This is a genomic window from Thermodesulfovibrio sp. 1176, from assembly GCF_029946585.1.
GTDB lineage: Bacteria > Nitrospirota > Thermodesulfovibrionia > Thermodesulfovibrionales > Thermodesulfovibrionaceae > Thermodesulfovibrio.
This window is the reverse complement of sequence record NZ_JARZRZ010000001.1, coordinates 200,740-223,337: the sequence shown is the minus strand read 5'-3', so window position 1 is coordinate 223,337 and position 22,598 is coordinate 200,740. Positions and strand designations below refer to the sequence as shown.

The 22,598-nt window shown below is 33.1% G+C and carries 25 protein-coding genes; 11 read left to right on the top strand and 14 right to left on the bottom strand.

Annotated features, from left to right (window positions below):
- Positions 1-114 precede the first annotated feature (114 nt).
- From QI155_RS01180 to QI155_RS01160, 5 genes are all read left to right on the top strand, one after another.
- On the top strand, positions 115-759 hold the full coding sequence (locus tag QI155_RS01180) for a response regulator transcription factor (RefSeq protein WP_281320959.1): 645 nt from the start codon (positions 115-117) through the stop codon (positions 757-759).
- Complete coding sequence (locus QI155_RS01175; RefSeq protein ID WP_281320958.1) at positions 756-1,646, top strand: hypothetical protein; 891 nt, start codon at positions 756-758, stop codon at positions 1,644-1,646. The genes QI155_RS01180 and QI155_RS01175 overlap by 4 nt, the downstream gene beginning before the upstream one ends.
- A 365-nt stretch (positions 1,647-2,011) precedes the next feature.
- Complete coding sequence (locus tag QI155_RS01170) at positions 2,012-2,179, top strand: hypothetical protein (protein WP_281320957.1); 168 nt, start codon at positions 2,012-2,014, stop codon at positions 2,177-2,179.
- 158 nt (positions 2,180-2,337) lie between these two features.
- Entirely contained in the window at positions 2,338-3,987 is a 1,650-nt protein-coding gene (locus QI155_RS01165) for an IS1634 family transposase (RefSeq protein WP_281320956.1), read from the top strand.
- Positions 3,988-4,084: 97 nt separating this feature from the next.
- Positions 4,085-4,231: a hypothetical protein gene (locus QI155_RS01160; protein ID WP_281320955.1), complete on the top strand. Its 147-nt coding sequence runs from the start codon at positions 4,085-4,087 to the stop codon at positions 4,229-4,231.
- Positions 4,232-4,275: 44 nt separating this feature from the next.
- Here QI155_RS01160 and QI155_RS01155 read toward each other — a convergent pair whose 3' ends face one another.
- Positions 4,276-4,668 (bottom strand): PIN domain-containing protein, encoded by a 393-nt coding sequence (locus QI155_RS01155; RefSeq protein ID WP_281320954.1) that lies wholly within the window; start codon positions 4,666-4,668, stop codon positions 4,276-4,278.
- Complete coding sequence (locus tag QI155_RS01150; RefSeq protein WP_281320953.1) at positions 4,658-4,873, bottom strand: type II toxin-antitoxin system VapB family antitoxin; 216 nt, start codon at positions 4,871-4,873, stop codon at positions 4,658-4,660. The genes QI155_RS01155 and QI155_RS01150 overlap by 11 nt, the downstream gene beginning before the upstream one ends.
- A gap of 150 nt (positions 4,874-5,023) precedes the next feature.
- On the opposite strand from QI155_RS01150, the gene QI155_RS01145 reads away from it, so the two are divergent.
- From QI155_RS01145 to QI155_RS01120, 6 genes are read left to right on the top strand one after another with little or no spacing between them, the layout of a single operon-like run.
- A complete protein-coding gene (locus QI155_RS01145) occupies positions 5,024-5,350 on the top strand; it encodes a hypothetical protein (RefSeq protein WP_281320952.1) in 327 nt (108 codons plus the stop codon).
- Positions 5,347-10,209 (top strand): PilC/PilY family type IV pilus protein, encoded by a 4,863-nt coding sequence (locus QI155_RS01140; protein ID WP_281320951.1) that lies wholly within the window; start codon positions 5,347-5,349, stop codon positions 10,207-10,209. Before QI155_RS01145 ends, QI155_RS01140 begins: the two co-directional genes overlap by 4 nt.
- A complete protein-coding gene (locus QI155_RS01135) occupies positions 10,194-10,670 on the top strand; it encodes a type II secretion system protein (protein ID WP_281320950.1) in 477 nt (158 codons plus the stop codon). Before QI155_RS01140 ends, QI155_RS01135 begins: the two co-directional genes overlap by 16 nt.
- Positions 10,663-11,271: a type II secretion system protein gene (locus QI155_RS01130; protein ID WP_281320949.1), complete on the top strand. Its 609-nt coding sequence runs from the start codon at positions 10,663-10,665 to the stop codon at positions 11,269-11,271. Before QI155_RS01135 ends, QI155_RS01130 begins: the two co-directional genes overlap by 8 nt.
- A complete protein-coding gene (locus tag QI155_RS01125) occupies positions 11,268-12,221 on the top strand; it encodes a prepilin-type N-terminal cleavage/methylation domain-containing protein (RefSeq protein WP_281320948.1) in 954 nt (317 codons plus the stop codon). Before QI155_RS01130 ends, QI155_RS01125 begins: the two co-directional genes overlap by 4 nt.
- Positions 12,176-12,664: a hypothetical protein gene (locus QI155_RS01120; RefSeq protein ID WP_281320947.1), complete on the top strand. Its 489-nt coding sequence runs from the start codon at positions 12,176-12,178 to the stop codon at positions 12,662-12,664. The genes QI155_RS01125 and QI155_RS01120 overlap by 46 nt, the downstream gene beginning before the upstream one ends.
- A 41-nt stretch (positions 12,665-12,705) precedes the next feature.
- Here the strand turns inward: QI155_RS01120 and QI155_RS01115 are convergent, their stop codons facing one another.
- From QI155_RS01115 to pilO, 12 genes are all read right to left on the bottom strand, one after another.
- Positions 12,706-13,452: a hypothetical protein gene (locus QI155_RS01115; RefSeq protein ID WP_281320946.1), complete on the bottom strand. Its 747-nt coding sequence runs from the start codon at positions 13,450-13,452 to the stop codon at positions 12,706-12,708.
- 581 nt (positions 13,453-14,033) lie between these two features.
- Positions 14,034-14,657 (bottom strand): hypothetical protein, encoded by a 624-nt coding sequence (locus QI155_RS01110; protein ID WP_281320945.1) that lies wholly within the window; start codon positions 14,655-14,657, stop codon positions 14,034-14,036.
- Positions 14,654-16,507 (bottom strand): DUF2723 domain-containing protein, encoded by a 1,854-nt coding sequence (locus QI155_RS01105; RefSeq protein ID WP_281320944.1) that lies wholly within the window; start codon positions 16,505-16,507, stop codon positions 14,654-14,656. Before QI155_RS01105 ends, QI155_RS01110 begins: the two co-directional genes overlap by 4 nt.
- Complete coding sequence (locus tag QI155_RS01100) at positions 16,504-16,902, bottom strand: prepilin-type N-terminal cleavage/methylation domain-containing protein (protein WP_281320943.1); 399 nt, start codon at positions 16,900-16,902, stop codon at positions 16,504-16,506. Before QI155_RS01100 ends, QI155_RS01105 begins: the two co-directional genes overlap by 4 nt.
- Before the next feature lie 38 nt (positions 16,903-16,940).
- Positions 16,941-17,360, bottom strand: a complete 420-nt coding sequence (locus QI155_RS01095) for a prepilin-type N-terminal cleavage/methylation domain-containing protein (protein WP_281320942.1) — start codon at positions 17,358-17,360, stop codon at positions 16,941-16,943.
- A 22-nt stretch (positions 17,361-17,382) separates the two neighbouring features.
- Positions 17,383-17,628, bottom strand: coding sequence for a hypothetical protein (locus QI155_RS01090; protein ID WP_281320941.1), 246 nt, complete (start codon positions 17,626-17,628; stop codon positions 17,383-17,385).
- 407 nt (positions 17,629-18,035) lie between these two features.
- Positions 18,036-18,863, bottom strand: a complete 828-nt coding sequence (locus QI155_RS01085) for a hypothetical protein (RefSeq protein WP_281320940.1) — start codon at positions 18,861-18,863, stop codon at positions 18,036-18,038.
- Positions 18,860-19,504, bottom strand: a complete 645-nt coding sequence (locus QI155_RS01080; protein ID WP_281320939.1) for a response regulator transcription factor — start codon at positions 19,502-19,504, stop codon at positions 18,860-18,862. The genes QI155_RS01085 and QI155_RS01080 overlap by 4 nt, the downstream gene beginning before the upstream one ends.
- The gene (gene pilQ, locus QI155_RS01075) at positions 19,504-21,084 is read right to left on the bottom strand and encodes a type IV pilus secretin PilQ (protein ID WP_281320938.1); all 1,581 of its coding nucleotides are present in this window, start codon (positions 21,082-21,084) and stop codon (positions 19,504-19,506) included. Before pilQ ends, QI155_RS01080 begins: the two co-directional genes overlap by 1 nt.
- Complete coding sequence (locus tag QI155_RS01070) at positions 21,071-21,508, bottom strand: hypothetical protein (RefSeq protein ID WP_281320937.1); 438 nt, start codon at positions 21,506-21,508, stop codon at positions 21,071-21,073. Before QI155_RS01070 ends, pilQ begins: the two co-directional genes overlap by 14 nt.
- Positions 21,505-22,014, bottom strand: a complete 510-nt coding sequence (locus QI155_RS01065; protein ID WP_281320936.1) for a pilus assembly protein PilP — start codon at positions 22,012-22,014, stop codon at positions 21,505-21,507. Before QI155_RS01065 ends, QI155_RS01070 begins: the two co-directional genes overlap by 4 nt.
- Positions 22,011-22,598 carry a type 4a pilus biogenesis protein PilO gene (gene pilO, locus QI155_RS01060; protein WP_281320935.1) on the bottom strand — a complete coding sequence of 196 codons (588 nt, stop codon included), beginning with the start codon at positions 22,596-22,598 and terminating at the stop codon, positions 22,011-22,013. Before pilO ends, QI155_RS01065 begins: the two co-directional genes overlap by 4 nt.

Genomic DNA, 22,598 nt, shown 5'->3' with positions numbered 1-22,598 from the left:
CCCCTTCGAATATGCTCAGGGTCAGGATGACTAAATCGTAAAAGATTGCACTTTTATATCGCCAAAATTAAGTGCATATTGAAAACTCTAATTTTTTTCTGTAACATTTAATTAATGAAAATTCTCATAATAGAAGATGATAAAGTGTTAGGTGAAAGCCTAGTAGAATATCTAAAGATGGAAAAAATAGAAGCCCTTTGGCTTCATGATGAAAGAAATCTGGCTAATGTCCTTAATGTTTACTCCTTTGATGTAATTGTACTTGATTTAGTATTGAAATTTTCTCGTGGCGAAGATTTAATAACTTATATAAGAGAGAAAGGAATAGAAACACCAATCCTAATTTTGACAGCAAAAAAGGATTTCTCTAATAAAGAAGAATGTTTTCTCAGAGGAGCTGATGACTATCTAATAAAACCCTTTGAACCTAAAGAGCTGGTTCTAAGAATCCAAGCATTAAGCAAAAGAAAAAGATTGCCCTTTATAATGAATATAGGTGATATAATTATCAATATTGATGCGAAAACAATCAAGCGAGGCAATGAAGAATTAAAACTTTCAAAGACTGCATGGGATTTGCTTACTTTATTAATAAAAAGAAGAGGAGAGATTGTTGATAATGAGACAATACTTAATTATGTATGGGCAGGAAAAGCTGTAGGAGATGAAGTTATAAGGACATACATAAAAGAATTAAGAAAGATACTTCCAGAAGGAGCAATTGAAAACTACAAAGGGAGAGGATACAAATTAAGTTGAGCTTTCAGACAAAGCTGTTAATAATTTTTGCAATAATAGTAGTACTCATATTTTCTATTATTAATTTTGTCACTCTTTATTTTTTTAATGAAGAACAACAAAGACATTTTGAGGAGACCCTTGCATTGTATCAGAAAATTCTTGAAAAAGATAAAAATTATCCACTTCCGCTCCATATAAAAAGATATGACAAAGAGCTCATTATTGACCAGAATTACATTGATGATAGATTCAAAAAATATGCAAAAACAGTGCTTCTATGGGAGTCTTTACTTGTTTTGCTACTTATGTATATTTTTTATAGATTATTAGTTGCAATAAGCAAAAAAGAAATCGAATATGAAGAATTTTTAAAACTTCTTATTTTTGTAATGTCTCATAAAATCGGAAATTTTCTTTCAGTCATGAAAACAAACTTAGAAATATTGAGAATAAAGCCTGAAAACAGAATAATTGAAAGACTTCATACAAGTTGTAACATTCTGAATGAAGAAATAACAAAAACAATCGAAACAGTAAAAAAATTGCCTGCTTTTAGAAAAGATATCAAGGAAATAAATCTCAAAGAAATATTGACGAAAATAATCTCAAAATTTGAAACAAGAAAAAAAATTATACTAAGTCTTAAGGATGCCTTTGTAAATGCAAACGAAGAAACAGTTGAAACTATTCTATTTTTAATCATTGATAATGCCTTTAAATACTCAAACAGTAAAATTCATATAAAGATTTTTAAAAAATTTCTTGCTGTAAGAAATGATATTGCCGAGTCCGACAAAGGATCAGGAGTAGGATTACAAATTGTAGATTATCTTGCAAAAAAATCTGGATATACTATCAAATATCGAGCAAAGGGGGAACATTTCTTATTGACTTTGAAATTCTAAAATTTATAAAAATTTATAAAATATTGGAAGTATACTTCTAAAAAAGTTTAATTTCAATGGAAATAAATTTACTAAAACATATCAGACTTAAGAAAAAGGATTCAGGTATCCTTTTGAAAAAATGCCTTGTTGCAGGAAATTCAAACTTTCAGAGGCAAAAATTTTAATGAAAATATTTGAAAAACAAAAAGAAAGTATTAACAATCTTATTATTGAAAGGATACCGATTTTTACAATGCATATTTAACTTTATGTTATAATTAATCATGCCAGTAACTGAAATAGAAATTTATGAAGCTTTGAAAGAGAAAATGTGCTTAACATAAAGGAATATTTTTTTGAACTTTAAGCAAAGTGGGGGAAAAATGCATCGTGAAAACAAACATGAAATTGCAGAGCTTGAATTAAAAATAATTAATGTAAAAAAAGAACTTGAAATCGAACTTGAGAGAATGAAAACTGAACATATTAAATGGATGTTCTGTATAGTATTGATTGGAGTTCTTGTAGCAATTTTAGCATTATTTTCCTGAGTTTATCAACTTAGGGTCAAATTTTGGCAAATTGCATTTGTAAACCCTTGATTTTACTTGATTCAGTTTTTTATTTTTAATTTTTGTTGTATAACTTTTTTTGATTTTTATCTAATTTTATATTGACTTTTATCCCTATCATTCTGTATAATTATTCCATGTTCCTAAAAATTGTACGTTCAGCTCAAAACATTGATTATGTTTATGTTGTAGAAGGATACAGAGATAGTTCTGGAAGAATCAAACACAAGTATCTATTCAGTCTTGGAAGACTTGAAGATTTCCTTAACACTGAGTCATTTAAAAAACTTGCAAAAAGAGCTTTAAGTGAAAGCGTAGAGAAACAGTTTGACCTTACAAAAATATCAGAAGGAAGAGTACTAAATTATGGACATTGTCTAATAAAGAAGCTTTGGGATAAATTTCAGTTTGATGAGTTTTTCAGCAGAGTATCAAAGAAGAAGAAAATTAATTTATCACAGGCAGTATTTTATATGACAGCAAGGCATATGATTTCATCAGACAGCAAACTTGGGATGTATGAAAGCAGGAAGGATTTTTTAGGGTTTGAAAGTATAGGGATAAATCATCTATACAGGGCATTAGATGTACTGGCAGAAAGCAAGGAAGAATTAGAGGAGTACTTGTTTAACAGGAGATACAACCTTTTTAACAATCAAGTAGATGTAGTATTTTACGATGTAACAACCATATACTTTGAGAGTCAAAATGAAGATATACTGAGGAAGTATGGATTTAGCAAAGATGGAAAAATGCGAAGCATTTTCCTGAGGCGAAGCCGAAAGTCTCAAATTGGCAGTGTTCAGATAGTGCTTGGATTACTCATAGACAGTGAGGGATTTCCCATTGGCTATGAGATATTTCCAGGGAACACCTTTGATGGAAAGACATTGCTACCCTTTTTAGAAAATCTTAAGAAGAGATTTTCCCTAAAAAGGATAATCATAGTAGCAGACAAAGGGATAAACAGCAAAATAAACCTGCTTAAACTTAAAGAACAAGGTTTTGGCTATATAGTAGCAGTAAGACTTAAAAGTGCAGATTTCCAATTACATAAAGAAGTATTTAATCCTGAAGGATATGTAGAAATCAAGACAGAGGAAGGGATATTCAAATACAAACAGATTAAGTACAGCTTTAAAGTAAGAGATTTGGAAGGAAAAATAAAAGAAATAACAGATACGTTAATAATAAGCTATTCAGACAAAAGGGCAGAAAAAGACAGAGCAGAAAGAGAAAAATTGATAAACAAAGCAATAAAGCTACTTGAGAGTCCCTCAATAATAGAAGGATTAAACAAAAGGGGTGGGAAAAAATACATAAAGACAGAAGGACAAAACAGATACATTCTTGATGAATCTTTAATAAAAAGGGATATGGAATTTGATGGATACTATGCAGTGCAGAGTTCTGAAAACCTTAGTCCAGAACAAATCCTTTCAGCTTATCATAGTTTATGGAAGATAGAGGAATCTTTCAGAATAATGAAGCACACCATAGAGGTAAGACCTGTATATCACTGGACAGAAAAAAGAATCAGAGGGCATCTGGTAGTATGTTTTCTTTCCTTTTTATTTATGAGGATGTTAGAGTTTGCATTAAACAAAGATGTATCAACAGAAAGAATAAAAGAAGCTTTAGGGAGCATAACGCTTACAGAGTTTACATTGGATGGCAAGGAATACTATTTAAAGAACAAGATGGATAAAGTAGCAAAAGCTTTATTTAAAGCATTGAAAGTATCTGAACCAGCCCATTTAACAGCCAAAGAAGAATTCGGAATCTAAAAGATAAAGAAAATCAAAGAGTTACCCTTTGTGTTGTACAAAAATTTACATTTTCAAAAAATAAAATTCAATATTTTCAATAACTTACAAAATTAAATTGATAAACTCAGGAAAAATAATTAATGTAAAAAAAGAACTTGAAATCGAACTTGAGAGAATGAAAACTGAACATATTAAATGGATGTTCTGTATAGTATTGATTGGAGTTCTTGTAGCAATTTTAGCATTATTTTTAAAATCCTAAAATAAATTCCATCTAATTATTGGCATTTTGGCTTGCTTTTTTATTTAAGGCACATAAATCCTTACACCGGGAATACTATTGAAATGTTTATCAAAGGTATAAATCTGCATATTATGCTCTAATGCCAGAGCTCCAATTGCCATATCTGTAAGAGGAATATTTATTCCTTTTCTTCTTAACTCAAGGCTCAGTTTTCCAGCTTTTATCCACATATCAGTGGTAATTTCAATAATATTTAAAGCTCTCAACAAGTCTATCAAATAATTTTCTTCTTTAGTATTTTTCAATCCTTGAATTAATTCAGCGATTATTATTCCAGTGATATACACTCTGTCTTCTTCAAGCAAATTCTTAACAGGATAAGCATTTTCGTTTCCTCTCAAGAAAGATACAAATACAGATGTATCAACTATTATGCCATCTTTTTTAATTTTCATCTGTTTCCTTTAGTTCCATATTTTCAAGTTCTTCGGTTACATCAACAATTTCAATTTTACCGCTGAGTTCAATAAGTTTTTTTATTTTCGTTTGCCTTATGTATTCTTCAAGAACTCTTATAAGGGCTTTTGTTTTAGTTTTTTCCCCGGTGATTTTCATAACTTCATTAATAAGCTCATCAGGTAAATTTAATGTAGCACGCATAAAAATCACCTCCTTTATATGCATTAATTATATGCTTTAAAAATATGCTATGTCAATACCTTTCTACCTCCTTTTCTCTCACAAAATTCTCACGATTTTTAAGATTTTTGTTGATATAATGTAATTACATAAAAAAAAGGAGTATGTGGGATGAGAAAGATTCACAAATTTATATTGGAAACTTTAGTATTTATACTTCTACTTTCTTTATTTCCCTCATTTTCAAACAGTCAAACTAATCATGTATATATTAATGGAAAAGTTTTATCTTTTTCCAATGACATAATTCAGATTGACACATCAAAACAACCTTTTTATATTTCAAATACAGCAAGAGTAGTAAAACATGTTAAAAAGAGTGTCTCTATTTACGAAGAAAAAGCTTCTTTAAGAGAGCTTAAACCAGGACAAAGCGTTACTCTTAAAGTAATTGGAAACACTGTTTATGAAGTTATCATAGAGGAGTATAAAAAATGAGAAAGTTAGGATTAATACTTTTAGTTTTATTAATTATATCTGCTGTTATACCATCAGACCAAACAATGAATAAATCCTATGCCAATGTTGAAATGGGTAATTACTGCTATGCACCTCCCTCAATTGCAACCACAGTGCCTCCCCTTGTTATGCTTGTTATGGGAAGAGACCACAAACTTTATTATGAAGCCTACAACGATGCATCAGACCTTGATGGTGATGGAAGGCTTGATGTGGGATACAAACATTCAATTGATTATTACGGATATTTTGATCCCTACAAGTGTTATAACTACTCAGGCTCAGGTGCTAATGCTAAATTTGTTCCTGTATCAAGAACATCTAACAAATACTGCTCAGGAGCATGGAGTGGAAACTTCCTAAATTGGCTTACAATGTCAAGGATGGATGTATTAAAAAAGGTCCTATACGGTGGAGACAGAATAAAAGATGATGCAAATGAAACAGTTCTTGAAGCTTCATACATACCTCAGGATGCCCATAGCTGGGGCAAAGAATATTCAGGAAGTGATACTCCCCAACTTACTCCTTTTTCTGTTCCTTCATCAGGCAGAAGGCATCTATTCTGTATTACAAGTACTTCAGCTGGTGATACAAGAAGAATAAGAGTTGCTCTAAATGATCCAAACAGAATTTGGGAGTGGGCTTCTACAGAAAGGGCTGTATGTAGTGGACCAGATACTCCTTCAAGTTGGAGAAGAGGTCCGGTTGGGACAAGAAATGACATAGAGGATTATGTAATTAGAGTTCAAGTCTGTAACCTCTCTGTAGGGCTTGAGCCAAATTGTAAAAGATATCCTCAAGGAACATACAAACCAATTGGACTTCTTCAAAAATATGGGGAGTATGAGGGTGGTGGAAAATGGTGTAGTAAATCACTAAAAAGCTGTAATACTGACAGTGATTGCAATATAACAACTGATGGTTTATGCGTAGATAGGGGTAAGATGTATTTCGGTTTTTTGACAGGCTCCTATACCAATAATTTAAGTGGTGGTGTTTTAAGAAAAAATAGTTGGACTATTCAGGATGAGATAAATTCACAAACAGGAATCTTTCAAACCTCAGAGAATACTCCTGGTAATATTATATTAACAATTGACAGAATGCGCCCAATTGGTTTTAGATACTCTGACTTCTCTTATCAAGCTGCTGAAGGCGGAACTTGTGGATGGATTACAGAAGCTCCCTTACAGGAAGGACAATGTAGAATGTGGGGTAATCCAATAGGTGAGATGATGTATGAGGCTTTAAGATATCTTGCAGGAAAAGGCACCCCTACTTCAAGCTTTACATATAGTGGCACTCAAGACAGCGGACTTAATCTCTCAAAACCTAACTGGGGAATTCAAAAGGGAAGTGATAGGTATCAACCTTATCAATTATTCCCAATATGTGCTAAACCTTTTATGATAGTTTTAAGCGATATAAACACAAGTTATGACTCAGACAGACTTCCTGGTTCTTCCTTTGGTGGAATTACAGGGGATTTAACAGGATTAAATGTTTCAACCCTTGCAAACACCATAAGTTCAGGAGAAGGTATAAGTGGTAACTATTTCATAGGTGAAAGCGGAGCTTTATATGACTTTATCTGTTCGCCAAAAAATGTAACTGGTTTTTCAAATATAAGAGGACTCTGTCCAGAAGAACCAACAAAACAGGGCAGTTACTATTCTGCATCAGTTGCCTATTATGGAAACACAGCTTTTAGAGATAATTTTACAGGCACAAAGCCCTTTAATGTAAAAACATACTCTGTTGCTTTAGCATCTCCTATTCCTGATATAGCTATTAAGGTTGGCAATAACACAGTAAGAATCTCACCATTTGCAAAAAGTGTAAGTGGTTGTCTTGGTGTTTTCACTAACTGTGCTCAAAGATGCACATTTACAAGAGATGAAACCACAGGAAGGTTTACAATTTCAAATTGTCAAGCAAATGCATTCTGTCCTACTAACCAAATTGTTGATTTTTATGTTGAGCAGATGGATTATGATTCAAACAATAATTTAACCTATGCAAGATTTAGCATAAACTTTGAAGACGTTGAGCAGGGTGCAGACCATGATATGGATGCCGTAATAAAGTATGAAATTACTCCTGTGGGTACCAATCAGATAAGAGTACGTTTGACCTCTGATTATGCTGCAGGATGTATTGACCAAGTATTAGGATTTTTCATAAGTGGAACAACAGAGGATGGACAATGGCTTGTTTTAAAAGACAGAGATGTCTCTGGTGCTGATGGTGACACTCCTGCAGTTGTTGCTAATATGCCAGGGTCTCCTACTACAAGTCCTGGTGGAATTACATATTGGGAAAGAACTTTTACCGTATCAGGTTCCACAGGCGGACAACTTAAAGACCCTCTCTGGTATGCTGCAAAATGGGGAGGCTTTGATGATCAAAATGGAAACAATCGTCCCGATTTACAATCTGAGTGGGATAAAGATGGAGATGGCATCCCTGATACATATTTTTATGTAGTAAATCCATTAAAAATGGAACAGGAACTTGAAAAAGCCTTCTCAGATATCCTCCGTAAAGCATCCTCTGGTGCAACTGTTGCAACTTTGTCATCGCAGACAGGATTTTCTTCGCTCTTAATCCAGCCCTATTATTATCCAAGATATCAAACTGCTGAAGGTACTGAAATAAGCTGGATAGGATTTTTACGCTCTATGTGGGTAGATTTCAATCAAAACATAAGAGAAGATACAGTAATAAACAAAATTCTTGATTTAATTGGAAGTTCCTTTGACAAAATAATTAAATTCATTACAGTAGAAAATGAAACAAAAATTGCTGTTTTAGAGAGAGATTCTGAGGTAGGGCCAAATGCTTGTACAATGGAGGCAATTAAAGAGCTTGATACTATAAAACCTGTCTTTGATAGCAGTTGCTGGCTTTGTGATATAAATCCAGGCAGTAGAATAATAAAATATAATAGCGGTTCTGGATTAGCAGCTTTTAATGAATCAGCTGCATCATCCCTCCGTCCAATATGGCAGGCAGTAGATGGTAATATAAACACAGATACAAAAGCAGGATGCATTATAAAATACTTAAGAGGGGAAAATGTAAGAGGGGACTCAGCTTGTTCAAATTTGCCCAATATTAGACGCTCTCGTGAGTTAAATTTATCAACAAATCAACTTTGCCCTGGTATGTCAGGAGAGAAAACTTGGAGACTTGGTGATATTATCCATTCAAATCCAACTGTTGTATCCGAACAGCCTGTGAATATATATCACAAGAAATATGGTGACACTACTTATGCAGAATTCATTAATACAACTCAATATAAAAACAGACCTTCTATTTTATTTGTTGGTGCAAATGATGGAATGTTACATGCATTTAGAGTTGGAACAATCATAAATCAGGCAAGCTTTAATCAACCAGTAAAACTTCAAAATGCACCAAATGATACAGAAACTGATAAAATAGGTGGAGAAGAATGGGCATTTATACCAAGGAATGCTTTACCCTATCTGGTATGGTATGGAAGGGAAGATTTTTCAACTTGCCATGTTCCAACAGTTGATTACAGAACTTTTATTGTTGATGCAAAGATAGGAAGCGAAAGTGATGAGTGGAGAGGATGGAGAACTCTATTAATTGGTGTTATGGGATTTGGAGGAAGAGAAATATCTTCAAACATAGTTTATTCATCAAGCATATTTGTTCTTGATATTACAAATCCAACAAACCCAAGTCTTTTATGGGAAAAAGCATTAGATGATAGAACTTTAACTTTATCTTTCCCAGCGGTAATAAAAATTGGAAATAACTGGTATGTAGTAGCAGGAACAGGACCAAGAGACCCTCAGGGAACTCAGTTTACAACTGCTAAACTTTATTTCTTTAATCTGAATGATGGAACTGAAGCAAGACAACCTATCACAGTAGAAACAGGACTTAATGCTTCTGTTGGTGATTTAATGCCTACTGACCCAGATTTTGACTACTCCGATGATGCTATTTATTTTGGAGTTTACACCACAAATTCTGGTAATTTCTACAGACTCTACATAAGAAATGGATTAGCAAATGCAACTTTATCAAGGGCAGTAACAGTTGGTGCTCCTGTATTTGCCTCACCTACATTTACTAAGGATGAAAATAATCAGCTTTGGGTATTTTTTGGAACAGGTAGATTTCTTGGAGATGCAGATAAATCAATCGGATATACGAACTATCTTATAGGCTTTAAAGATGGATGTTGGAATAAAGATAACAATTCCTATACAGCAGGGTGTAGCACAACATATACACTCAGTCAATTCACCAATACTACAAATATTACAGTTCAAGCAACAATTACTGCAATAAAAAAAGTTTGTAACTGCACTGCAACCAGCTGTAGCCTTGTTGATGTTGCCTATAAAACAAATCCTGTTAGTATTTATGATGAAGTTACTCGAGGATGGTACATAACTCTAACAAATCCAAGGGAAGCCATTTTTTCACAGCCTCTAATTTATGGCGGAACCCTTGATGCCTTAAGTTTTGAACCTTCAAATGATGTGTGTATTCCTGGAGGAACAACAAAATTAATTGCACTGAATTATAAATCTGGCACCGCTGATCCAAGACCTGCTGTTTACTCTCCCTTAGCAGTTCAGGGGAGTATAGCAATCGGTCAAACTGTTACAATAAATCCAAAAATTGCATTAGGTTTTGGCTCTCCACCTCTTGGCAATCCCTTTCAAATATCACCAACATTAGGACAAGAGGCGAAAAAATTCGTTCAACTATCTGGAGGAATAATTATTGAATTACCTCAATTAGGTGGGGGTGGAGGAAGGTTTATTTCATGGATAGAAAAATAGCAGGATTTAGCATATTGGAGGTTTTAATTGTTATTGCTATACTTTCAATTCTTACTGCTGTTATAGTAACAACATATACAAAATATAAAGCAGACAGAGAGCTTATGCGTCAGGCTAATCAGCTTCTTGATGAAATCTCTTGGATAAAATCTCAATCAATTGCAAAGGAACCTCATGGAATAAGGATTACTTTGAGTAATTACACTCTCTTTAAGGACATTGATGGAAACTGCGACTATAACATAGGAGAGGAAATAAGAGATGAAACAGTAAAAATCGTAGATTTTGAATCTGGGATAACAAGCACAACAACACAAACAATTGTTTTTGACAGAAAGGGTTATGCAAGAGCTGCAAATTGTGCTTTAGGGACCTTAGAAGGCACAATTACATTAAAAAATACAAACAATAACACAAAAAATATAAAAATATCCCGATACGGGAGGACAAGAATTGAATAAAAATAATAAAGGCTTTACATTAATTGAACTTTTGGTTGCTATGATAATTATTATAACTGTAATGCTTGGACTTCTTAAAGGCATAATAGAATATGAAAAATTTGCCACAAGAGCCAAAATGAAAGATGAAGCTACTGAAATAGCAAAAACAATGGTTTCATATATAGAAAGTTTGCCCTATGCATCAGATGGAAGTGGCATAAATTCTATTCTTTATGCAAACAACTCTGATTGGCAAAATGTTATATGTGCAACAACTTGTTCCTTTTTTGAAACAGAAGAGGATTTCTATAAAGCAGGTTCACCTGATCCATCAAATCCAACCAGTGGTATTAATATTAATTTTAGATTACAACCTTCAGATGAATCATCAAGATGTGCCTGCAACGGAAACAACTGCCCTGCTTCTAATGCATTACCTCATTGTACATATAAAGGATTTTCAGAAAAGAAAATTTATTTGGGTGTCAATATAGCAAGACTTGTTAACAACCAAGGACAAGAAATAGGAAAAGCTGCAGCAGTGATAGTCTATTATTTCGAACCCTTTACAAACAAATATCAACAGATAACAAATCTTGTAATTAGAGAGAAAAAATGAAAAACAATGGTTATTCAATTATTGAAATTTTAATAGTCATTGCTATTATGAGTATATTGGCTGGTGGAATTTTTTCTGTCTATAGATTCATTGCTAAAGAAACTGCCTGGCGGCATTATGTTGCTAAAAATGAAATGGATGTTTCAGTATTTTTAAATCAGATAATAAAAGACATAGAAACATCTGGTTTTGGGATTGATTCATTAAATTTAACAAGAGCTTCTCTTTCATCTGAAACAGTCGGTGGTAAATCATTCAGTAAGCTAACTGTTCCAGGACTTGCCTTTAGAGCTGAAAGATGGTCAGGATGTTGGGCTGAATTAAATAATGGGTCAATAACTAATAGAAGTAAAAACTTATTGGGACAGAACTGCCAATTTCCAAATGAATGGTATGTTGTATTAGAACCCTATACAAAAAAGAATTTATGCCCTCAAAACACAGATTATTTATGTAATAGTTTATCTGGTATGACTGGATTGGTCTTCTATGCAACTAATAATAATTCATATAAATATCCAGATTCATTTATGCTTACTTATGGAGTAAATCAAACAAATTTACCCAAAGAATGTGCTTCAGGAACATACAATTTAGTTAAAACGCTTGGGACAATTGGGCAACCAGGTTATCAGGCAAATCAACCTGTTATTTCATGTATTTTCCCAAGAGGATTTGTAGTTAGGGTAGGAATTGATAGTGGTACATCAATTAATTATACAAATAATTTATCTTCAGCACATATTCAAAATAAAAATTTAAAACTATTCAGAATATGTCTAATAACTCAAGTTGGTTATAAACAGGACACCTCAGCAACGGAATATCCTCAATTTAGTTCAGACTGTGGAGGAGGTCCTACAATTGATACCACATGGTGGAATAATACAGGGAGGTGGTATAGATGGAAAGTAATAGAGCAAGATATTCCATTAAAAAATTATCAATAAGTCAAGAGGGAGCATCACTTTTTGCTGCAATTTTAATTGCTCTTTTTGCACTGCTTGCTCTGGGAGGCTTATATTTTGCTCTTACAAAACTTCTTGGTACTTCTCATACAATAAAAACCTATGCATCAGTAAAAGATGCCGCTGTAGGAGGGGTTAATCATGCTGTTATGCTTTTACAATCTGAAGAGATAACTAATGACCAATATTGTCCACCAAATAATCCTCTAAATTTAAGATTTAGAATAGCAGGAAGGGATGGAACCTTTGAAAATAGAATTAATATCTGTTTCATGACATATACAATTCCACCAGGATTTGAGACATTAGGAGTTGCCTATACAAAGGAATTACCTGGAGAAAAGGGCAATATTTACACAATAATTTCAGAAGCAGAGGGACCGGAGGATACTCGCTCCCGTATAGAAGCAGTTTATGCGAGATAGAACCAAAAAACTGAACAAATGAAGGAGTTGCGGAAATTATATTATCCTGACCTTCTTACTTCATCAAAATTTAGAATATCCATGTGCTGCCATTCTCTCCATGCAAGCACATAAACACTTCTTTTGCTTGCGTACTTTATTACATTCTCTGGAAAGGTAATGCTACCAAAGATTATAATTAATTCTTTATCCTTATGTTCAGGGAAAAATTCAAAAAATCTCTTACCTTTGTCCTTAATTTCCTTGACATCTTCAACTTTTGGAGTTGAACGAGCCTCTATCATGAAAATTTTATTCTCACAGCCTGCAATGGCATCTATTTCATAATCTTCACCGTTTTTTCTTCTGAAAATTCTCTGACCTTCCATAGTAACTTCACAGCCAAAGTATTTGCTTAAAGTAGGTCTTAATGCAGGTGCTATAAGGTCTTCAACAATAGTTCCCATCTTTTTTGCAAGGGCACTCCATTCCTTGTTTTTTCTGATGTTTTCCTCTTCCTGCCTTCTTTTGAAATCTATCATTTCATCCTTGAACGCCTTCATTTCATCTTTGAACGCCTTCATTTCATCTTTGAACGCCTTCATTTCATCCTGAAAGGCTTTTCTATCCTTCTCCATCTCTTCAATTTGTCTTTGAAGTCTCTCTTCAGAGGCTTTTCTATCCTTCTGCATCTCTTCTATGTATCTATCTATTTTATTCTCAAGTCTTCTTAATGCAATATCGTGGTTTATGATAAACTGACCAAGAAGACTTTCAAGGGATTCAACTCTGTGTTCTAAGGTTTTCATCTTTTACTCCTTAAGATTTCTTAATTTACTATATCAATTTTTGCCCTGATTGTCAATTATATCCCTTAATTCATTTACAACTTGTCTGTCTCTTTAATTCTTAAAAGGAAAATTTAGCATAATTTTTTCTTTCTGTAAAGGAAATAATAAACACAAAGACTTGAAGATAGAGATAAAAGCAATATCATTTTTATACAGTCATTCCGAGGGGTTCAATACCCCGAGGAATCTCTCATTAAAGAAACCTTTCAGGTGAAAAAGGATGAGATCCTTCGGCTTTGCCTCAGCATGACAAAAAAGGAGATAGGATGAGAAAAAGGGGGCAGAATGATAAGAAAAGGTAAATTCATTTTTTTCCATCGGCAATTTTATGTAAACAGAAAGCGATAATGGAAGAGTTGTTAAATGTTCAAACTCTGAATCTTAAAAGAGACTACATTTAAATCGCACCAAAGAAACATGAGGAAATAAACCTATCAAACATCACCTCCTGTAAGAGCCTATGCTCAGGGAAAGGGAATTAAGATTTACTTTTCCTACGAAATGCCTCTGTGAATCAACTCTTTAATAAATTACTCCTTTTATGCCATATATAGACCTATAATCCACAGAGCAAAAAATAGAATAAATCCCCCTGTGCCTGTAATTAAAATTCGCTTATTTACTTGTTTTGCAAATCCTTTCCAAATGGTAAAAGTTATGCATAAAATCCAAAGAATAAGTGAAACTGTAGCAATCAAGCTCCAGAATACTGAAGGATACCAGTCATACTCCATCATAGCTTTTAAGTCTTTATAAATTTTTTCATAATCTTTCTCAGGTGGGTTATTATGCTCTATATATAGTTCTGTTTTTAAAAGAAGTATTCTTTTTTCTGTTTCTTTTATTTTTTCATTGTAGGGAATATAAAAGCTTCTTATCTGGTAAAGGGAAGACCTGAGTGTTTCCTCGCAGAAAAGCTTATATTTCTTGTCATTAAGGTTTTTGCACAAATTTTCCATTCTTTCAATTGCCTTTTTATTGTAAGAGCTGAAAGGAACATAGTTTAGAAGAACTCTTTCATAAAGGGAAACAGCCATCAGAGGTTTACCCATGGACTTAACCAGTTCTGCCTCTCGGAATAAATCTCTCTGATTTTTTAAGAGAACCCCCAGAGAAGTTATAATAATAAAAACTATTAAAAAAACTATTAAAAACCACCTCATTTTTGCTTCTCCATGTATTCTTTTGTGTAGATGTAATACTTAAATCTTTCAGCCCTGTTATTTTCAAGTACTTTGCTGTAAAGGTCTAATATTTCTCTGTTTTCTATGCCAACTTTTATTATGAATTTTTCATTTTCTTTTTTTGTGTCATATTCAATTGAGCGAATTGGATTTTTAACCTCTATGCTTTTAGCTAAATATGCAAAGAATGGTAAAGAGTAATTACATAAAAGCCTTGTAAACTGGTCATCAGCCCTGTAATTGGCACAGTCAAGCATTGTAAAATACTGAAGTTCCTGCCAATGGGTAAGTTTCTTTTCAATGTAACTTTCAGGGATAACTAAATTAGATGGAGTAAGCATATAAGAAAATATCCAGTGTTGATTTTTAAGTGTCTGTCTTAGAGGATTATTTTTACTAAGATGTATGACACTATACATTCTTTGTTGTTTTGAAATATTTATGTATTTATCGTGAAAGAAATCAGAAAAAAAATAATTTTTATATATACTCCGAGGTTGACATCCTCTTGGGATTAATATTTCTCTGTCAGGTTCCAAATACTCATTGCTACATATATCTTCCCTATATTTTGCAACATATTTGAAATACCATGCCTGAAAGGTGTGATTGTCTCCGAATGTAAGATAAACACTGCCAACTGGCATAGATGTTAATATTGTTTTTGTCACCGTATGTGGTATATAGTTATCATTAAAGTTCTGGTCAATAAGTCTTTCAAAAATACTTAAAGAAACAATCAAAATAGCAGAAACAGGCACTACAATTTTTAATAATTCCATTGAGGTTTTCTTTATCTGCTTCATTATAAAGAAAAAGCCAAAACCTGAAAAAATTACAAACCCAGAAAGCATAGGAAGAAAGTATTGATGAGCACCCATATACCAAGCATCCATATTCATAACAGAGCCTGAAAATACAAGCTTTGCAAGTAACACTGAATAAGTTAAAAAATATGTAGTTAGTAAAATACCGAGCTTTTTTGAAATCCTGAATGAATACCAGATTCCTATGATAAATAAAGGTATAATATAAACAGGGAAATTATTCTGAAGCACTATAAAAGTATTTTTTATAGCATACCAGTAACCATCAATTCCTGAAACAACATTTTTAGATAAATTTATAGAAGACCCGCTTTCATAGGGAATTCTTAAAAAAATAACTAAGAAATCATTTAAATTTGTTACTACATTTACTGCAAATCCCTTAACTCCCCTGATTATCATATGAAGATTTACAAGAAAACCAATGAAAAATAAACCAATACTCAATGGTAAATTTTTCAATACATCTCTAAAATAAAAAATAGAAAGCACAAACAAAGGAATGACCATCATAAATCCTGTATGATGATTAGAAAGGGTAAGACCGAGCAGAAAAGCAATTAAAAATTGATATCTTCTTTCATATCCATCAAAAATAGTTTTTATACAGAAATAAAGCATAAAAATTATAAGAAATAGATTCAAAGGATAAAACTTTATTACAACAGCCTGTCCCCAGAAAGAATAAGATACAGCAAGAAGAACAACTGAAAAGACTGATGCCCATTTATCATTGGTTATTTTGGTGACTATTCTGTAAATCAAATAAAGTGAAAGAATAGAAAAAATAATAGAGACAAGAACCATTCTGAATGAAATATTTCCGAGTGGAAGGAAGCTGAATATTTTCAAAATTTCAAGATAAAGTGGATACCCTGATGGATGGGCAATACCAAGAGTCATACCTGTAACTATAAATTCTCCAGCATCACCGGAGTTTAAAACTTTTGAAGAGGCTATGATATAAAAAAAGGAAAAAAGGGAAAGCAGAATAAAAATCATTTTACATAACACTTAAGAGAATTTTCGTGAAAATCACAAACAGCAGTATATCTTGATAACTCAGATATAACTCCTCTTACACTACCTGTTGCAACACCTTGAGGTAAACAGATGTACTGTCCATCAAGAATAACAGTAAGATAACCCATTGCTGTTTGGATATTTGAGCAGTTTGGTAATTCATTAAGACTATAATTAGTAGGAGCACTGACATTTTGTGATATACAGTCTCCTATTGCGTCCTTTGCACAGTGAGACACAATGTTTAAGGCAAAGTTTGTAACCTTTGCTTTTTCCTGATACTCTGTAAATTGTTGAATTGCTATGGTAGCAAGAATAGATATAACAGCAATAACAGCAATGATTTCTATTAATGTAAATCCTTCGCTTTTCATTTAAAATAAAAAGCCCCCTAACGGGGGCTTAAATTAAATTATCCTCGTATAGTGCATTTTATACTTTGATTGGTGTAGTTACATAGAGCGTTATAATCCTCAACACCAGAAAGTGTTGCTTCTGCTTGTGCGGTAGATGCAGGCTGTCCATCTGCAGTACATGCTGCCATGGTTGGAGTTAAAGTAACAGTTCCACCTGCTGTGGCTATTGATGTAAGTGAGCAGTTACCCAAACTTTCTGCTACCGGAGTCTCGCCCGGATTTTCTACACACCAAGCTGCAATATCCATCATGCATCCTCTTGCTATTGGTTCTGCATAAGAGGAAACTTTGGCTTTTCTCTGATACTTAAGATACTGAGGAATTGCAAGAGATGCAAGAATTGCAATAATTGCGATAACGATGAGCAATTCAATAAGGGTAAATCCTTTCTGGTCTCTTAAAAATAGTTTTTTCATACTTAAACCTCCAAAATAATTTTTATGGTTTCCAAAGGAAACCACTGTTTAAACTAACTTTTCTCACCCCCTTTTCCTTTTTTTCATTTGTTATTCCTTTCGTCATTCCGAGGGACTCGATGTCCCGAGGAATCTCTCCCTTTTTAATCCTGAGTGTTTTAATCCGCCTATGTGTCATCTTGAGTGTTTTAATCACCTTTGGTGTCATCCTGAATGTTTTAATCCCTTTAAATGTCATCCTGAGTGTTTTAATTTCTTTAAGTGTCATCCTGAGCCGAAGGCGAAGGATCTCATTCCTCTTTTTAATGAGGAGGGGATTCTTCGCTTCGCTAACGCTCCGCTCAGAATGACAAGGAATGTATTGAATGCTCCGGTCAGAATGACAAATAGTGTATTGAATGCTAAGTTCAGAATTACCCTTTGTGTCACCCTGAGGGACGAAGTCCCGAAGGGTCTCATTCCGATTATAGGAAAAGGAAGGGATTCTTCCCCTTCGATTAAACTCAGGGTCAGAATGACAGAATAGGAAACAAGGAAGGGATTCTTCGCTTCGCTCAGAATGACAAGAAAGAGAAGCAGAATGACAAGAAAAAGAAGCAGAATGACGGAATAAATGGGAATTATAGTTTTTCATATTTAATATCATACACTATTTCCTACCTAATGTTGTGAAAATTATGTGAATTTTAAGATTAAAATAAAGCTATCTTCCTTTGCACGATATTTTATTTTAAAGCCCTCTTTTTTTGCAAGAGTTTGGGCTATTTTTAATCCTATACCAGAACCCCTTTCAGTTTCATAAATATCATTTCTAATGGCAAGATAGTTTTTGCACAACTTTACATGAATCCTTTCCTTTGAATATTTAAAGGCATTTTCAAGTAAAGAAAATATGATGTTTTCAAGATTTGCCCTGTTTGCATAAACAAAAAAATCCTTTGTACTGATTAATACCTTCTTTTCTGTTTCAAAGAGGCTAAAAAATTTATCTATTAAATCCCTCAAATTTATTTTTTCCTTTTCAAAGGATGCTTCTTTAAAGCGATTTATAGTTTCTATTACTTTGTTTAAATCTTCCTGCATAAAGGTGCAACTCTTTTCAAGCCTCTGCAATGCCCTTTCATCATTTCTAACTTTAAGAATTTCTATGTTACCTCTATGGACTGCTAAAAAATTGCCAAATTTGTGAGATACTGTAAGAAGAATTAATTCAAGAAGCTCCTTATAATCCCTTTCTTGTTTGGTAATTCTTTCAATCACCTTATACAAAATTAGCATCAAGCTTAAGACAAGCAGAAACTCCCAAAGTAAAACATTTTTTACATATTCCTGAAATTTATCCTCTATGAAATCTCTTTTTATGAAAGCCCTTTTATCCTGAAGCTGAACAATCAGGTCTTCTTTCATGTAGTCTATGAAGTTTATTACCATTGTGTTTAAGTAAAAAAGTATTACAGCAAGGGTCAATGAAAAGGCTATAATTATTTTTATCTGAAACTTCAACTTATTCTGTATCCCCTTCCCGGATAGGTTTTTATAGTCTCTTGTGGCAGGATTTTCCTTAACTCCTTTATGTAGGCTCTCACAATCTCTTCTCCTACATCTTTGTTAGACCATACATAATTGAGAATTGTATCGGTGTCAACGATTTCCCCTCTTTTTCTTAAAAGAAGTTCAAGAACCTGCCATGCCTTTTTTGATATTTTTATTTCTTGAGCACCTCTGTGGATTGTCTTTGTATCAAGATTTATTGTTATATCACTAATGTTTATTATGCTTTCTATGTGTCTTCTTTTACCTAATGCTTTTATACGCAGTACAAGTTCTTTAAAATCAAAGGGTTTTATAAGGTAGTCATCGGCACCTTTAAGGAAACATTCTTCTTTGCTTTCAAAATCTCTTTTTGCTGTTATAACTAATATGGGAGTTTTTATCCCTCCTTTTCTTAGGACTGCTATTATATCCTCTCCTGAGGAGAACTTAAGAATAAGGTCAATTACTATTACATCAAATTCGTAGTTTCTGATTATCTTTGGAAGTTCCCTTTCATCCCATAACCAGATTGTCTCTATTTTCTGTATGGCAAGGTAATCTTTTAGGGTTTCACCTAAAACTCTGTCATCCTCTATGAGGAGAATTCGCATTATTCATAATTTAATACTCTTGGAGTAATGAATATCATAACTTCATAAAGAGACTCATCCCTTCCAGTACTTTTGAAAAGTTGACCTGCTATTGGAATATCTCCAAGAAAAGGAACCTTTGAATCTCTTACTGCATCTTTTTTCTTGTAAATTCCACCTATTACAAGAGTTTCACCATCTTTTAATGTTACCTTTGTGTTACCCTCAAGCTTTGTTGTCCTTGGTGCATATGTTCCACCAATATTTATAAATTCTACAAGGTCTTCTTTAATAACATTGATATCAAGCTGTAGGGATTTATCATCAATCATATGGGGTGTTGTTTCAACAGTAATTGCTACATCTTTAAATTTCGTTGAAATCTGTCCACTCTGAACATCCTTTTCACCATATGGTATTGATTCACCTTGGACAATCTTTGCCTTCTGATTATCCATAGTTATGATTTTAGGATTAGAGACAATCTTACCCTTTCCACTTTCCTGTAATGCTGAAATTCTTAAATCAAGGGCAAAGGTTCCTGAGGCATTTAGATATCCTACGGTAAATGCTGATGTTCCAGCCCCTGCAGCACCAGATGAAGCTGGAAGATTTATTGCAATGGGGGTTGTACCACCAGGGACAGTTACTGTACCAGTTTGAGAACCTACAATATTTGTTCTCGAATCAGGTGGTGCCCATCTAATTCCCCATTCAAAACCCAGGCTCTTTGCGAAGCTACTACTTATTTCAATAATTCTTGTTTCAAGAAGAATCTGTCTTATTGGTTTATCAAGATTGGCTATGAAAACTTTTATCTCATTTAATGCAGAGGGGATATCCTTAACAATTAATGCCCTTGTTCTGTCATCTACTACAATATTTCCCTGAGGACTTAAAAGTTTAGCTCCTTCAATAGCAGATTTTACTTTATCAGGTGATGCATATCTAAGAGTAAATATTTTGGTATCTGTATCTTCTGCTTTTTTGAATAGCTCTTTTGTTTCAGCCTGAAGTCTCTTTTCCTCCTGAAATACCTTTAAAGGTGCTATTCTTATAATATTTCCATCAAATATTTTTTCAAGATAAAAGGTTTTACAAACAATGTCAAGTGCCTTTGTCCATGGAACATTAATAAGTTTAAGCGTTATTTTACCTTTTACCTCTGGATGAATAACCATATTGTAACCTGATACATCTCCAATAAGTCTAAAAACTCCAACAATATCTGCATCCTGAAGGTCAAGGGATATGGTTTTATCTTCTGTTACAGGAAGGGCTTGAGGAGATATTACTGTTTTAGTTTCCTTTGGAATCTCTGCGGTTTTAATTTCCTTTGGCTTGATTTTATTAATGTTAAGTATAACTTCATCACCCAAATAAAGTGACTCAACATCAAAGTCTTTACCAAAAGGCAAACTAAGTATAACTTCATTCCCCTCTCTTTTTACAAAAAGAGGAATATCCTTTGATGGCTCAGCTTCAAACCTTACTCCTGAAAATGATATGTTAATGTATCTATCATCTTTTGAAATGCCTGGCTCTGGAAGTTCACCATCTCCTTGAATGGATATCTCAAATCCATCTTTAGTTTCCTCCATTGTCAATTCTATTATTTTTCATTGTCAATTCTATTATTTTTGAAAGTTTTGCTTCATTAGATTTATTTGTTTCTGGATTAAAAGAGACAACTAAAACATTTCCTTCTGTTTTTATTTGCGATGAAGATGGTTCAGCCAATAAAATTTCAATGATGCTTCCTCTTTGGGTAGGCTGAGCGGATATTTCACTTATTAGACCCTCGTGATAGAGGATTTTTTTGATAAGGATTCCGGGCTTTGCATCTAAAAGTTCTATTTTAAGTTTAAAGGGGTCATCTGTTGGAATTATTTTATAATCAGACTTATCAGAAAGCTGTATCCTAAGGTTATTGCCCTCAGAGACCACAGAATTAATCTCTCCTGCCCATAAAGAAGTAGAAAGGAATAAAACAAAAAATACCAAAATAATCCTGCAATTTATCATTGTTCTTCCTCCAATCTTAATTTCAAATGTTTCGTTCTCCAAACTGTGCTTCCAAAGGCTGGAGGCTCCTTTATTTCTATAAAGTCTTTATGAATTTTAAAGATAGTTCCACCAGCCATGCCTATTTTGTCATTCTGTCTTGCTACATAAAATTTTCCATCAGGAGTCTGGATAAGTGCCATAGCTCCTTTTTTGTCAAAAACTATTCCTGTTACCTTTAGTTCTTCTATATCATATCTTTCAAGAGGTGAACCTGTTTTTTGATTAATCTGTCTTTTAACTATAAGAGGAGCAAAGGGGTCTCTTAGATTCTCTGAATCATAAATAAAAGAAATAGAAGGGTTAGGAGGGGTTTCTACTTTTTGAGTTATTTCTTTTTTCACAGGTTGTGGCAAAGGTGTTTCTTTTGGTTTATCTTTCATTAGAACAAGGTTATAAATAAAATATCCTGTAATTATTAAAATGAATGCAATGGTTACGATGTAAATTATTTTTTTATTTTTCATTTTTTCTGTTCCTTAAGTTTTTTCTTTTCTTCATCGGGAATTATTGAATATGTAACTGCAACAAGATTCACATTTAAAAATGTTGGCTCTCCCTGTCCGCTTTTCATTTCAATCTTTTTCAAATTAATAACTCTCTCTATGCCTGTTATATCGCTAAAAAAATTTCCCATGATATGATATTTACCTTTAATGCTGACTTCTACAGGAATTTCATAAATCTCCTTTGATTGATGAATTTCCTTTTGCTTGGGTCTCCATAATGTTATTATTAATCCTCTCTGAAGCCCGATTTCTGATACTTTTTTTAATACTGCAGAAACTTCATAATCCTTTGGAAGTAATTGACTGAGAGCTTCCATTTTTCTCATTAGTTCTTCATTTAATTTTTTTAGTTGCTCGTATTTTGCTGCTATTTTATTTGCCTTATCTATTTCTTCTTGTAATGCTTTATTTTCTGCCTTTAATTTTTTTAATTCTTCATTAGTCGGCATTAAATAGAAAGATAAGAAAAGCACGGCTATTACAAGAGGTATTAATACTGCTAAAGCAATTCTATTACTTTTTGATAACTCTTCCCATTTCAT

Bases quoted from the DNA above. Each gene is read 5' to 3' on its own strand.
- QI155_RS01095 (WP_281320942.1), bottom strand. From the start codon at position 17,360: ATGAAAAAACTATTTTTAAGAGACCAGAAAGGATTTACCCTTATTGAA.
- QI155_RS01070 (WP_281320937.1), bottom strand. From the start codon at position 21,508: ATGATAAATTGCAGGATTATTTTGGTATTTTTTGTTTTATTCCTTTCT.
- QI155_RS01180 (WP_281320959.1), top strand. From the start codon at position 115: ATGAAAATTCTCATAATAGAAGATGATAAAGTGTTAGGTGAAAGCCTA.
- QI155_RS01170 (WP_281320957.1), top strand. From the start codon at position 2,012: ATGCATCGTGAAAACAAACATGAAATTGCAGAGCTTGAATTAAAAATA.
- QI155_RS01150 (WP_281320953.1), bottom strand. From the start codon at position 4,873: ATGCGTGCTACATTAAATTTACCTGATGAGCTTATTAATGAAGTTATG.
- QI155_RS01135 (WP_281320950.1), top strand. From the start codon at position 10,194: ATGGATAGAAAAATAGCAGGATTTAGCATATTGGAGGTTTTAATTGTT.
- QI155_RS01165 (WP_281320956.1), top strand. From the start codon at position 2,338: ATGTTCCTAAAAATTGTACGTTCAGCTCAAAACATTGATTATGTTTAT.
- QI155_RS01100 (WP_281320943.1), bottom strand. From the start codon at position 16,902: ATGAAAAGCGAAGGATTTACATTAATAGAAATCATTGCTGTTATTGCT.
- pilO (WP_281320935.1), bottom strand. From the start codon at position 22,598: ATGAAATGGGAAGAGTTATCAAAAAGTAATAGAATTGCTTTAGCAGTA.
- QI155_RS01155 (WP_281320954.1), bottom strand. From the start codon at position 4,668: ATGAAAATTAAAAAAGATGGCATAATAGTTGATACATCTGTATTTGTA.
- QI155_RS01145 (WP_281320952.1), top strand. From the start codon at position 5,024: ATGAGAAAGATTCACAAATTTATATTGGAAACTTTAGTATTTATACTT.
- QI155_RS01120 (WP_281320947.1), top strand. From the start codon at position 12,176: ATGGAAAGTAATAGAGCAAGATATTCCATTAAAAAATTATCAATAAGT.
- QI155_RS01080 (WP_281320939.1), bottom strand. From the start codon at position 19,504: ATGCGAATTCTCCTCATAGAGGATGACAGAGTTTTAGGTGAAACCCTA.
- QI155_RS01065 (WP_281320936.1), bottom strand. From the start codon at position 22,014: ATGAAAAATAAAAAAATAATTTACATCGTAACCATTGCATTCATTTTA.
- QI155_RS01115 (WP_281320946.1), bottom strand. From the start codon at position 13,452: ATGAAAACCTTAGAACACAGAGTTGAATCCCTTGAAAGTCTTCTTGGT.
- QI155_RS01105 (WP_281320944.1), bottom strand. From the start codon at position 16,507: ATGATTTTTATTCTGCTTTCCCTTTTTTCCTTTTTTTATATCATAGCC.
- QI155_RS01090 (WP_281320941.1), bottom strand. From the start codon at position 17,628: ATGACACTTAAAGAAATTAAAACACTCAGGATGACATTTAAAGGGATT.
- QI155_RS01110 (WP_281320945.1), bottom strand. From the start codon at position 14,657: ATGAGGTGGTTTTTAATAGTTTTTTTAATAGTTTTTATTATTATAACT.
- QI155_RS01140 (WP_281320951.1), top strand. From the start codon at position 5,347: ATGAGAAAGTTAGGATTAATACTTTTAGTTTTATTAATTATATCTGCT.
- QI155_RS01125 (WP_281320948.1), top strand. From the start codon at position 11,268: ATGAAAAACAATGGTTATTCAATTATTGAAATTTTAATAGTCATTGCT.
- pilQ (WP_281320938.1), bottom strand. From the start codon at position 21,084: ATGGAGGAAACTAAAGATGGATTTGAGATATCCATTCAAGGAGATGGT.